The following is a 12559-nucleotide window of genomic DNA, read 5'->3' on the forward strand; positions in this document are numbered from 1 at the left end:
AGTTCCTCGCAGGATCGATGGTGCGGTGTAGGGGCGGGTGGCTGGTGCGGGGCTCGCGTTTTCGCTCTTGGGCCGATGGTTGATCGGCCCAAAGCGAAAAAGCTTGAGTGCGCGGAACTACCGCCTTGCTGCGCGGCGTTTGCTTGTCGCTGACGCGACTCGCGTGAAGGGCATTGCGCCTTGCTGCGCGGCGTTTGCTTGTCGCTGGCGCGACTCGCTTGAAGAGCATTGCGCCTACTGCGTGGCGCGTCCTCGTCGCTGACGCGACTCGGAGAATAACTTCATAGTGGTTTACATCGCCGCCTATTCCTGCAAGCATGCAGTTAATGGGCGGCGATTTTGTTTAGAGGGTCGCAATACCTGCGAAAGTGCGGTTCATTTGCTTGGTTAGGCGGTTTGGCGGCGATTTCGGTGATAAAGCCTGCACATGTGCAGGTTTGGGATCTCGTTCAAGTTCGACGGTTGAGAGAAGTGTAGTTATGCAGTCTCGCAGTTGGGGATACTACCGCTTTGAGGCGGATATAGCCAAGGAGGTTATGGAGATGGCGATTAAACGTGCGAAGATTACGGTGGTAGGCGCGGGATTTACGGGGGCGACTACGGCGCTGATGCTGGCGCAGAAAGAGCTTGGGGATGTCGTGTTATTGGACATTCCGCAGTTGGAGAATCCGACGAAGGGGAAGGCGCTCGACATGCTCGAGTCAACGCCCGTGCAGGGAGTGGATGCCCGCATCGTCGGGACGGCCGATTATGCGGATTCGGCTGATTCCGACGTCGTGATTATTACGGCGGGTATTGCGCGCAAACCCGGAATGAGCCGCGACGATCTCGTGAACACGAACGCGGGGATCGTGAAATCGGTGTGCGAGAACGTGCGGGCGACGAGCCCGAACGCGTATGTCATCATTCTCTCTAACCCGGTCGACGCGATGACTTACGTGGCGAATAAAGCGCTCGGTTTCCCGAAAAACCGCGTAATCGGCCAATCCGGCGTCCTGGACACGGCTCGCTATAATACGTTCCTGGCGCAAGCGCTCAACGTGTCCGTGGAAGATGTTCGCGGCGTCGTGCTCGGCGGACACGGAGACGATATGGTACCGCTCGTGCGCTACACGACGATCGGCGGGATTCCCGTCGAGAAGTTGCTTCCGAGGGAGCAGATCGACGCGATCGTTGCCCGTACGCGCGTCGGCGGAGGCGAAATCGTCAGCCTTCTCGGCAACGGCAGCGCGTATTACGCGCCTGCGGCGTCGATCGTCCAGATGACGGAAGCGATTCTGAAGGACAAGAAACGGATCCTTCCGGTTATCGCGCTGCTTCAAGGGGAATACGGCTACGATAATCTATTCATCGGTGTGTTGGCGGTGCTCGGGGGCGACGGGATCGAGAAAATCATCGAGATCGATCTGACCGACGAGGAGAAAGCGGCACTCGAGAAATCCGCGCAATCGGTGCGCAATGTCATCAAGATCGTCGAGAACGCGTAAGGCGATCGTCAAGTGAGCATATAGCTATCGGAAAGTATCGCCCCATGCGGCTCGTATTCGTCGGAATACGGGCTGCATTTTTTTATGCAAATGCAGGAAACGTCCGAGACGTTAGAACTAATTTGAGTTAAACGAACCAGTAAAATGGTATTATTTATTAAAAATAATTAAATTTTATGCAATATGATGTCGATATGTCAATTGTACTTCGAATCTATTATCGATCGAATTGGAGTGAATTAAAGGATGAACTTCGTAATGCGCAACAAAGCAGGGAACTTCGTCAAGCTTGCATTGGCTTTCGCCATTGGGGCAGGCGCATGTATCTGGAACGTCGGCGGGTTGAATAAGGCTGCCGCTGCCGATCCGGAAGTTAGATTCGTAGCGGCTGCCAATGAACATTCGTTGGCCTATAGGGACGGTAAGCTTTTCGTCTGGGGAGACAGTTATTACGGCCAACTGGGGACCGGTGATCAGAGGAGCATTGTTGCGACTACGACGATTGATTTGAGCGCCGTTAAGTCCGTTAAATCCGTCTCGACCTCGCCTTTCTTTACGATCATCGTCAACGAAGACGGCCAATTATGGGAGATGGGCAATAACAGAACAGGCCAGCTAGGCAAATCTACGGAGATGGCTACCGTGTGGTATTCTCCGGCTCTTAACTTAAATTTCGACGGCATTAAAGTTAAACAAGCCGCGGCGGGCGTAGATCACGCGCTGGCGCTTTCGGAAGCAGGCAAAGTTTATATTTGGGGGAACGACACGTCTAAACTAACCACTTGGAGGGACATGCACATTCCGCGGGAAGTCGTCATGCCGAGAGGCGTTACGGTGAAGTCAGTTGCAACGGGTTGGAATACATCCTATGCCATTGCCACGAACGGCGATTTGTACGCATGGGGTCTGAACAATGCGTTCCTGAACAGCCAATCGCCCGACGGGTCGCCTAACTGGTTGTCTAAGCCGACGAAAGTGGGCGGGATTGCCAAGGTCAAACAAGTCGTATCGGCGCAATTTCATTCGGCGGCGTTGACGGATGACGGCTCCGTCTATCAATGGGGCGTGAATTCTTGCAACAACGAATATGTATACGACAAAACGCCGAAAAAAGTCGTTTTTCCGAATAACGTCAAGCTGAAATCGGTGGCAGTCGGCAATAAACATTCACTGGCTATAGACACGGAAGGCCGGTTATATGCGTGGGGCAGTTATGAAGCCAACGTATACGGCCAATGTTCTTTAACGCCGGTTCTTCTGACTACGCTGAATAACGTGATCGACATTGCGGGAGGTTACGGGCATACGATCGCGATGAAGGCGGACGGCTCGTTGTGGGGATGGGGTTACAACGTGCATAGAGAAGTCGGAGACGGGTCGAACACGATGCGGTATAATCCGGTCCTAGTCCATGATGGTCCGCCGGTTAAGCCGACGGGTTTAACCCTCAAATACAGTTCCGAGGGGGTAACCGTAAAATGGAATCCGGTTAACACCGGCGCGCTGTATAGAGTCCTATGGAAACGCACGGATGCGGATGACTACTTCCAGGCGGAGACTAGCGGTACGACGCTCACGTTAGCGAAGAGTTACTTTGATGTAGATAAAAACTACGAGTTCCGTGTAATGGTAGCCGATGACGGTGAATCGCTTCAATCGGAAAAGTCGACGCCGTTCTTCGGCATACCGAATCGATCTTAGCCGTAATCGATATTGAACTGCAAGCCTGTGCGCCAAGAGCATGTCCAGTAGAGGGGTCTTCGTCTACGGGCGTGCTTTTTGCTTTTGAAATTAGCTTGCCTTGCGGTTTTGTTCGTCCTGATAATCGTGTATACTAAGCTTGTCTTTGTCTACTACCAAATGGAGGGATTCATCATGTACGAAACAATGCTGTTCCTGCATATCGTAGGCGCCGTGGGCATGGGCATTTACGCGGTGCTGCCGTTCATCGTCGGGAAGTTCAAGCAATTATCGGGAGCCGCTCAGGAAGGGCTCGCAAGCGGACTTGTCGCGGCAGGCCGCATCGGTCAATATGCGCTCGTGATTCAGCTTCTCACCGGAGGGTATTTGGTTTCGAACGGCGGCGGCGAATACGCCGTTTCATGGATGATCTTGGTCGTGGTGGTGTTCTTGGCGCTAGGCGCGTTGTCGGGCATCGTTCAAGGACCGCTCAAGAAAATCGTATCGGCGGCGGCGAACGCGCAGAACGCGAGCGCTTCGATTACGAAAGTTCAGACGATCAGCGCGATCATTTTTATTCTTTTCCTCGTCGTGATTTGGTTGATGACGAATCCTTGGTTCAAATAAACAAGGTCGGCTTGATCCCCGTTCGCCCAGCGCGAGCGGGGCTTTTGCTTAATTCTAGACAAATATCACTATGCTATAATGCACGTATGACAAACCAACTTACCGCATACATGAGACGTTATGACGCAGGGGTTTGGATCAGGGTGCTCGGGACGGCTTTATCGACGATAACCGGGTTCATGATTCGGCCCTTTTTGGTTTTATATTTGTTCGACCGATTGGAAGGCTCGATCATGCTGCCGATGCTGGTCGTTGCGCTGCAACCGCTGTTCGGCATGGTCGTAAGCTGGACGGGAGGAGGACTAAGCGACCGGTACGGGCGCAAGCCGCTGATGTTCGTTGCCTTAATGCTTCAGATGGTAAGCATGATCGGGTACGTATTTTCGGACGAAGTATGGCATTATGCGTTATTTTCGGTTATCAATGGGATCGGTTCGGCTCTGTTCATGCCCGCTGCCAACGCGCAAATTACGGACATGGTGCCGGAGGAAAAACGCGCGGAAGTGTTCGCTCTCATGCATACGGCATTTAACGTCGGCGCGGCCGTCGGTCCGGCGATCGGACTGTTCATGTTCAAGTGGAACGCCTCCGCGGTATTCCTGATCTCGGCCGGCATGTTCCTGTTCTACGCGCTGCTCGTGACGATTAAGCTGAAGGAAACGGCGCCGCTGCTCGTCGGCGGCGATCGGTCGCCGCAACGGACGAGGCCGAGCGTCACGTTCAGATGGGCCGTACATAAGCCGCTTATTCTATTAACGGTGCTCGGATTGCCGATCGGGATGCTGTACGCCCAGGTTGAGACGACGCTGCCGTTACACCTTCAAACGTCGTTCGAACATTATAAGACGGTGTTCGCGGCCATGCTCAGCTTTAACGGAATCGCGGTCATTCTGCTGCAAATTTGGATCGCCCGCAGGACGGAGTCGATGGCGTCGCATCTCGTCATCGGAGCTTCGTATTCTTTGCTCGCAATCGTCGCGATCGGCTACGGCTATTCGGAAGTCGTCTGGCTGCTCTTTTTGTCGGAGTTTATTTTCACGATCGGGGAAATGCTGTACGGTCCGCACTATCAGAAGGCGATCTCGATCATGGCTCCGCCAGAGGAGCGCGGGTTTTATTTCTCCGTCAACGGGGCGAGCGTACTGCTAGCCAAAGGAATCGGACCGCTGCTCGGAGGTTGGGTGCTCACCGCGACGAACGGAGAAACGCTGTTCACCGTGCTTGCGGTCGCCTTGTTGGCTGCCGGCGCGATGCAATATCGGGTCGTAAGGCGAATCATGTCCAGAACGTAACTTATTCGGAGGGATATTGCATGCGGATCGTGCTTGCGCCGGACTCTTTCAAAGGTTCTTTGTCGGCAACTAAGGCGTGCTTAGCGATGCAGGAGGGGATTCGGAGCGTTGAGCGCGATGCTGAAATCGTACATCTTCCGATGGCTGACGGCGGCGAAGGAACGATCGAAAGCTTGGTTCACGCGCTCGGCGGAAGCGTGCGAGAAGCGCTGGTTCGCGACCCGCTGGGGCGCGAAGTACTTGCCTCGTACGGCGTGCTGGCGGACGGCCGGTCGGCCGTCGTGGAGATGGCGCAAGCTTCCGGCCATACGCTGCTCTCCAAGGAGGAACGTAATCCGCTCGCGGCTTCGACCTACGGTACGGGGCAGTTGATCTCGCGCTGTATGGACGAGGGGTATCGGAATGTGTTGCTCGGGTTAGGGGGCAGCGCGACGAACGACGGGGGCACGGGGATGATGCGCGCGCTCGGGGTGCGGTTTCTTGACGGCGACGGCGCTGAGCTGCCGGAAGGCGGGGGAGCGCTGGGCAAGCTGGGGCGAATCGATCTGTCGGGGTTGGACCCGCGACTCGCCGAGACGACAGTGACGGCGGTGACCGACGTTCGCAACGCGCTGTGCGGGGACGAAGGGGCTTCGCGGGTATTCGGACCGCAGAAGGGTGCGACGGAAGCGGATATTCGCGTTCTGGACAATGCGCTTGCCGTCTATGCGGTGGTCGTGAAGGAACAGCTCGGTATCGATGTCGCATCGGTTCCGGGTGCAGGCGCGGCAGGCGGAATGGGGGCGGGGGCGCTCGCGTTCCTCGGCGCGGAGCTGCGGCCGGGCTTCGAGTTGTTGGCCGAAACCTATCGGTTCGGCGAACGGATCAAGGATGCGGATCTGATTATGACCGGGGAAGGCAGGCTCGATCGGCAGACGCTGTCGGGCAAAGTCGTCTCCGGCGTCTGCCGGCATGCGCGCAAGCGGGGCGTTCCGGTGGTGTCGCTGTGCGGAGCCGTTGCGCTTCCGGCTAGCGAGATGGATAAGCTTGGACTGATCGCATGCTTATCTATCGTCCCGGGTCCCTGCGAGCTAACCGAAGCGGTGGAGAACGCGCATGCTTGGACGCGGGAACGGACCGAACAATTAATGCGGTTAATTAGGTTGGGCGGACGGATCGTCTTACGTTAGAAACCAGTAAAATGAGCCCGGCAACCTTTACGGTTGACGGGCTCGCTTTACTGGTTTTCGTTTGCGTCGCGTCGATAATGACGGAGGTGCTCCGGTACTTCCTGCTCGAAGGCTGGTTCAATGCCGGTGTCCTCTGAAACCATGCGAATCGGAAGCCGTCAAGTTCCGACTTCGAAACCATAACTTGTAAGGCTGGCGACGAACGAACCCAGCCTAAATCCCTATATGCTTTAATTTACATTTTTTATATAATAAATATAGATAAAACTATTTTAGGCAAATTATATCATCCGATCAATGCTGTCGCCTGCGTAGCTCGAATCCATGAGAATGACAAACCGTTAAAGGAGAGAATTAACAAAGTGATGAAATCGAGATCGAACAAATTCGTTAAACTGGCCTTATTGATCACCATGTTAGGTTCGCTTATCGTATCCTCCGTTCCGGTGTTTGCCGACACGATCGAACCGGCTGGCGGGAATCCATTCAAATTGAGCGGCAACTTTATCGAACATCCGATCGCAAGCAAGATTGAAGCGAAAATGACGTTCACCTCAGACTATCCGGCATATTCGAATTTTGAGGGCATGATGGCCGTCGATATATATGAAGCAAAAAGCGATGGAAAGAGGACGCTCGTAGGTTGGGTGAAACATCCTTTGGATCAGAGAGTTGCCAATCAAAGTTGGACTTTTAATAGCCGTGAACAGGGTTTTGTTTTAGATAAAAATAAAATATATTATATCTTAGGTACTGCGTACGCTGAGCAAAAGGATGGAATTAGAAGAGAAAACCATATGAATATGGTGTGGTATCCCCGAGGCGGCGAATCGCTGCTTAGACCCCTTTCTCGCGATTTCAGCGCGTTTCAGTTAGTGAACAATGATTGGGTACGTATTCATACGTGGAACCAACCAAGGTTTGATGATGGCGACCCTATACATGTCGAATATCAGAGAATGAGAGTAAGAGTATACTCAGGTACGGGTGCTGATGCCAAATTTCTAGGAGAGAATTTCTACGATTCAACTAACCGCTCGCCCATCGGCGGACATATAGGCGATTTCAGAGCGAATTCTTCCTATATGCTCGTTGTGGAAACATGGGAAAGTAAAGTGCCGGGACAATTCGTTTACGATACGTATAGGATGACCTGGAAGCCGCCGATATTACCGATAAAACTGCCAACACAACGTTAGGTTGCGGGCAATAGAATCCCCTTTAAGCAAATCGTGTGAAACCTGGCACGAACTGCTTAAAGGGGATTTCTTATGAACGGTACCCATTGATTCCGCTGCGCGTATCTTTAATCCTCCGTCAGCTCGTCGATCGTGCGCTCGAAGCTCGGGGCGAGATTCATGAGGAACCATTCGACCTCGGGCAGGTCGAGCTTACGCAGCCGTTCTTCGCTTTGGCGGCGGGCGGTCGCGAATTCCCGGTTGCCAGCGGACGTCTCGCTGATGCATTTCAAATAGGCATCGAGCAGGTCGGCCGCCTTCAGCAGCTTGGCGAGCTCGGGGTTCGCCGGCTTGCGGCCGATCAGCGGGGAATAGACATGACGCAGAGCAGGAGGGACGGTCGCGAGCAGCCGTTCCGCAGCCAAATCCTCGATTTCGCGAAAATTCCCGAGAATGCGCGGATTGTGATGCTTGACCGGCGTCGGTATATCTCCCGTGAACACTTCCGTTGCATCATGGAATAGAGCGTAGGCGACGATCTCGTCCGGATTGACGTCGCGGCCGAATATTTCCCGAGAAATGGTGCACAGAGAATGGGCCAGCAGCGCGACGTGGAACGAGTGCTCGGCGACATTGTCCGAGTTCGTATTGCGCATCAGGCTCCAGCGTTCGATATGTTGCAGTCGATATAGATAGGCGAGATAATGGTTCATGGGGGCAAGCTCCTTTGCTCCGTTGGCGTCAACCGTATATGCTTGTCATATGTTATTATAGTATTAGAGAGAAGCAACGACTAGAGAGGAGAGTTTTACTCGTTATGTCTATTTTCGAAGAGAGCATGTATAAACTCGTCGTGGAGACTTCCACCAACCTGCCCGCTGACGTGCGCCGCACGATCGCGGCGGCACGCGAGAAAGAAGACAGCGCGACGCGCGCGGGATTATCCCTTACGACGATCGCCCAGAATATCGAGATGGCGGAATGCAACGTATCGCCGATCTGCCAGGATACAGGAATGCCGACTTTCGTCGTTCATACGCCGGTCGGCGCTAACCAGATCATTATGCGCCAAGAGATCCGTAACGCGGTTGCTCGCGCGACGAAAGACGGCAAGTTGCGCACGAACTCCGTCGATTCGTTGACGGGCAGCAATACGGGCGACAATCTCGGCCCGGGTACGCCGGTCATCCACTTCGAGCAATGGGAGAAGGACGAGATCGACGTTCGATTGATTCTGAAGGGCGGCGGCTGCGAAAATAAAAACATTCAATATAGCTTGCCATGCGAACTGGAAGGACTCGGCAAGGCGGGGCGCGATCTCGACGGCATCCGCAAATGCGTGCTGCATGCGGTCTACCAAGCGCAAGGCCAAGGCTGCAGCGCGGGTTTCATCGGCGTAGGCATCGGCGGCGACCGGACGACCGGCTACGAGCTGGCGAAGCAGCAGCTGTTCCGTCATGTCGAGGACGTGAATCCGATTCCGGAGCTGGCTAAGCTCGAAGAATATATTATGGATAAAGCGAACCAGCTCGGCATCGGCACGATGGGCTTCGGCGGCAACGTAACGCTGCTCGGCTGCAAGGTCGGCGTGAACAACCGTTTGCCGGCCAGCTTCTTCGTGTCCGTCGCTTACAACTGCTGGGCTTATCGCCGTCAAGGCGTCATCCTCGACGGTTCGACGCATGAGATCAAGAGCTGGGTGTACGAAGGAGGCTCCGCGGTTCCGATGAACGCGGGAGCAACTTCCAAAGAGGAGACGGGCGCGGATATCGCCGCTACGTCCGAACGTCGCGAAATCGTGCTTCAAATGCCGTTGACCGAGGAAGACGTGCGCAGCTTGAAAGTCGGCGACGTCGTCATTCTGAACGGCGAAATGCACACCGGTCGCGACGCGCTTCATAAACATTTGATGGACCACGACGCGCCGATCGACCTGAACGGCGGCGTCATCTATCACTGCGGGCCGGTTATGCTGAAAGATGACGAGGGCTGGCACGTGAAAGCTGCCGGACCGACGACGAGCATTCGCGAGGAGCCGTACCAAGGCGATATCATGCGGAAATTCGGCATTCGTGCGGTGATCGGCAAAGGCGGAATGGGACCGAAAACGCTCAAAGCGCTCCAAGAGCACGGCGGCGTCTACTTGAACGCAGTCGGCGGAGCGGCGCAATACTATGCGGAGTGCATCAAGAAAGTGAACGGCGTGGACTTCATGGAGTTCGGCATCCCGGAAGCGATGTGGCATCTGCAAGTCGAAGGCTTCGCGGCGATCGTTACGATGGACGCGCACGGCAACAGCCTGCATGCCGACGTGGACAAAGATTCCAAGGAGAAGCTTGCGCAGTTCAAAGATCCGGTCTTCGTCTAAACGTCCGTTAATATCCGAAGGAGCAGTCCTAAGGCCATGACTAAATTTCGTTGGAAACTGACCGCGCTTTTCATGCTTCTGATCGGACTCTCCGTGCTTGCGGCAGGGCTTCTGACGGGAAACTCTTACACGAAAAATCACCAATCCGCCTTGAAGGAGCATATGATCCGGGAGCTGCGCGTGCTGGACGCTACTTCTCCGTGGCCGACGGACATTGATCCTGCAGCGCGCGGCGAATATTTGCAGCGGCAGGCGCTGAAGTTCAGGGAAGTCGCCGGCATGCGCGTCACGTATATTCGCCCGGACGGAACGGTTCTCGGCGATTCGGATCATGTGCCATCGACCATGGATAACCATCTGAGCCGCGAGGAAGTTCAAGAAGCGATCAAGACGGGGACGGGCAGCAGCATCCGCTATAGCGACACGCTGCATATGAATATGCTGTACGTGGCGATGGCGACATCCGCGAGAGAAGGCAACGAGTCGGCTGGGGTGATTAGGCTCGCCATGAGTCTTAGCGATGTGGAGAACGGCTTGGACCGGATGTGGCTGGCGCTTGTCTTCGGACTGTTCCTCTTATTCGCACTCGCTGCAGTCGCAAGCTACCGAATTGCGCTTAGCGTAACGAAACCGCTCGAGCGAATGACGTCCGCCGCGAAGCGGATCGCCAATATGGACTACGCGATCCGCGTGCCGGAAGGCGGCAAAGACGAGATCGGAGAGCTGGCGAGGGCTCTGAACGCGATGGCAAGAAGCCTGCAAGGCCAGTTAGGCGAGATTCGACATAACGGCGCGAGGCTTCAAAGCGTGCTCGACAACATGACGAGCGGCGTCGTCATGATCGGACGCGACGGTCGAATTACGCTGTTTAACCGGCAAGCGGAACAAATGCTCGGAAGCTCCGCGCGCGATCGCGTCGGACGAAGCTATACGGAAATTCGCAACCATTACGAACTGCTCGGGTTAATCCGGGAAGGGCTGACGAAGTCGGTCGTCGTCCATCACGAATTGACGGTGTATTATCCGGAGGAAAGAATGCTCGAGATCGGTCTTGTGCCGATGCCGATGAGCGAGGACGAGGAACCGGGATTGTTGCTCGTCTTGCAGGACGTGACCGCGATCCGCAGGCTCGAGAGCATGCGAAGCGAGTTCGTCGCGAACGTCTCGCACGAGCTGAAGACGCCGGTGGCCGCCGTCAAAGGGTTCGCCGAGACGCTGCTCGCCGGAGCGATGGACGATCGCGAAACGGCGATTTCGTTCCTCACGATCATACGCGAGGAGAGCGATCGGCTGAACCGGCTGATCGGAGACATTCTCGAGCTTTCGAAGATAGAGTCACGCCGTTCGCCGCTCCATTTTTCGCCGATCGATCTAACGCATTTCCTCGAGCGGATGACGGAGCTGTTGTCCGCGGACGCGATGAGGAAGTCCATTACGCTGGACGTACAGTCGGAGCCCGAGCTGTTCTTGGAAGCGGACGAGGACCGGCTCGGCCAGATCGTCATGAACTTGATGCAGAACGGCATCAACTATACGCCGGATGGCGGGAAAGTACGCGTGCGGGCGGAGATCGTCCCCGGAGAAGGAGAGGAAGCGGTCGATCTCGTCCGAATAACGGTATCGGATACGGGGATCGGCATTCCGAAGAAGGACATCGACCGGATCTTCGAGCGGTTCTATCGCGTGGATAAGGCGCGTTCCCGAAGCTCGGGAGGCACCGGGTTAGGATTATCGATCGTTAAACACCTTATCGAACTCCATGGCGGAACGATCCGGGTAGAGAGCACGGTCGGAGTCGGGTCGCATTTTATGATGGAATTGCCGATGCTCCAGCAGTAACGATTTTACATTCCGTTAACACTTTCATGCGGTTCGGTTTACATGGGCATGATAAAACTAACCTATCAAGTCATTCTATGGCGGGGCTGCCTGCTAGACCGGAGGGACTCATGTCGGACAAAGTGTTGATCATTGAGGACGAACCGACGCTTGCGCGCCTCGTTACCTATAATCTCTCTCAAGAAGGTTATGAGACGGAGGTCGTCGGCAACGGAGCGGAAGGACTTCATCGGGCGATTCACGAGACGTATGCCGTTATTTTCCTTGATATCATGCTGCCCGGTATGAACGGATTCGAGGTGCTTCAGAAGCTGCGCCAGAACGGCGTGAAGACGCCAGTCATCATTCTTACCGCCAGGAACGCCGAAGATGAAGTCGTGCAAGGCTTGAAGCTCGGAGCGGACGATTACATTACGAAGCCTTTCGGCGTAGCGGAACTGCTCGCGCGCACTTCCGCCGTACTTCGCCGCTCGCGCAACGAAGAGAGCCAACCGGCGAAATCCGCGAACGGGGAAAGAATGATAGCGCTGGGCGAGTTGCAGATTTATCCGGATAAATACGAAGTGTTCGTGAACGGCCAATGGATTACGCTGCGGCCGAAGGAATTCGAGGTGCTGCTCTATCTTGCGGAGAGACCGGGCATCGTCGTTACCCGCGACGATCTGATGAACGTCGTATGGGGATTCGACTATATCGGGGGACAGCGTACCGTCGACGTCCACGTCAGCTCGCTGCGCAAGAAGCTGGAGCTGAATCAGCAGACCGTTCAGATCGAGTCGATCCGAGGCGTCGGTTATAAGCTATATGTTAATCGCCAAGCAAGCTCTTCCGGCCGATAGGTCGGAGAGCTTGTTTTATTTTGCGGTGTCGGATACGGAGATCGTTAACAGAAGATGGTAAAATTTAATAGAATAATATT

The 12559-nt window shown here is 54.9% G+C and carries 10 protein-coding genes; 9 read left to right on the forward strand and 1 reads right to left on the reverse strand.

The window, feature by feature from the left end; genetic code table 11:
• Positions 1-542 precede the first annotated feature (542 nt).
• The 6 genes from mdh (at position 543) to COHPA_RS0120045 (ending at position 7454) form a co-directional block, all read left to right on the forward strand.
• Positions 543-1487 (forward strand): malate dehydrogenase, encoded by a 945-nt coding sequence (gene mdh / locus COHPA_RS0120020; RefSeq protein ID WP_027087926.1) that lies wholly within the window; start codon positions 543-545, stop codon positions 1485-1487.
• Positions 1488-1733: 246 nt separating this feature from the next.
• Positions 1734-3188 carry an RCC1 domain-containing protein gene (locus tag COHPA_RS0120025; protein WP_027087927.1) on the forward strand — a complete coding sequence of 485 codons (1455 nt, stop codon included), beginning with the start codon at positions 1734-1736 and terminating at the stop codon, positions 3186-3188.
• 174 nt (positions 3189-3362) lie between these two features.
• Complete coding sequence (locus tag COHPA_RS0120030) at positions 3363-3794, forward strand: DUF2269 family protein (RefSeq protein ID WP_027087928.1); 432 nt, start codon at positions 3363-3365, stop codon at positions 3792-3794.
• Between the two features lie 143 nt (positions 3795-3937).
• Positions 3938-5086, forward strand: coding sequence for an MDR family MFS transporter (locus COHPA_RS0120035; RefSeq protein ID WP_027087929.1), 1149 nt, complete (start codon positions 3938-3940; stop codon positions 5084-5086).
• Between the two features lie 20 nt (positions 5087-5106).
• Positions 5107-6255, forward strand: coding sequence for a glycerate kinase (locus COHPA_RS0120040; RefSeq protein ID WP_027087930.1), 1149 nt, complete (start codon positions 5107-5109; stop codon positions 6253-6255).
• A 362-nt stretch (positions 6256-6617) separates the two neighbouring features.
• Positions 6618-7454: a hypothetical protein gene (locus tag COHPA_RS0120045; RefSeq protein ID WP_156926708.1), complete on the forward strand. Its 837-nt coding sequence runs from the start codon at positions 6618-6620 to the stop codon at positions 7452-7454.
• Positions 7455-7561: 107 nt separating this feature from the next.
• Here COHPA_RS0120045 and yfbR read toward each other — a convergent pair whose 3' ends face one another.
• A complete protein-coding gene (gene yfbR / locus COHPA_RS0120050; RefSeq protein WP_027087932.1) occupies positions 7562-8146 on the reverse strand; it encodes a 5'-deoxynucleotidase in 585 nt (194 codons plus the stop codon).
• A gap of 104 nt (positions 8147-8250) precedes the next feature.
• Here yfbR and COHPA_RS0120055 point away from each other — a divergent pair, with 104 nt between their 5' ends.
• From COHPA_RS0120055 to COHPA_RS0120065, 3 genes are all read left to right on the forward strand, one after another.
• The gene (locus tag COHPA_RS0120055; protein WP_027087933.1) at positions 8251-9801 is read left to right on the forward strand and encodes a fumarate hydratase; all 1551 of its coding nucleotides are present in this window, start codon (positions 8251-8253) and stop codon (positions 9799-9801) included.
• 36 nt (positions 9802-9837) lie between these two features.
• Entirely contained in the window at positions 9838-11640 is a 1803-nt protein-coding gene (pnpS, locus tag COHPA_RS0120060; RefSeq protein ID WP_027087934.1) for a two-component system histidine kinase PnpS, read from the forward strand.
• Between the two features lie 110 nt (positions 11641-11750).
• On the forward strand, positions 11751-12479 hold the full coding sequence (locus COHPA_RS0120065; RefSeq protein ID WP_027087935.1) for a response regulator transcription factor: 729 nt from the start codon (positions 11751-11753) through the stop codon (positions 12477-12479).
• Positions 12480-12559: the final 80 nt, after the last annotated feature.

It is taken from the genome of Cohnella panacarvi Gsoil 349 (assembly GCF_000515335.1).
Lineage (GTDB): Bacteria > Bacillota > Bacilli > Paenibacillales > Paenibacillaceae > Cohnella > Cohnella panacarvi.

Excerpts from the sequence above, each read along its gene's own strand:
- COHPA_RS0120030 (WP_027087928.1), top strand. The coding sequence starts at position 3,363 with ATGTACGAAACAATGCTGTTCCTGCATATCGTAGGCGCCGTGGGCATG.
- mdh (WP_027087926.1), top strand. The coding sequence starts at position 543 with ATGGCGATTAAACGTGCGAAGATTACGGTGGTAGGCGCGGGATTTACG.
- COHPA_RS0120065 (WP_027087935.1), top strand. The coding sequence starts at position 11,751 with ATGTCGGACAAAGTGTTGATCATTGAGGACGAACCGACGCTTGCGCGC.
- pnpS (WP_027087934.1), top strand. The coding sequence starts at position 9,838 with ATGACTAAATTTCGTTGGAAACTGACCGCGCTTTTCATGCTTCTGATC.
- COHPA_RS0120040 (WP_027087930.1), top strand. The coding sequence starts at position 5,107 with ATGCGGATCGTGCTTGCGCCGGACTCTTTCAAAGGTTCTTTGTCGGCA.
- COHPA_RS0120055 (WP_027087933.1), top strand. The coding sequence starts at position 8,251 with ATGTCTATTTTCGAAGAGAGCATGTATAAACTCGTCGTGGAGACTTCC.
- COHPA_RS0120025 (WP_027087927.1), top strand. The coding sequence starts at position 1,734 with ATGAACTTCGTAATGCGCAACAAAGCAGGGAACTTCGTCAAGCTTGCA.
- yfbR (WP_027087932.1), bottom strand. The coding sequence starts at position 8,146 with ATGAACCATTATCTCGCCTATCTATATCGACTGCAACATATCGAACGC.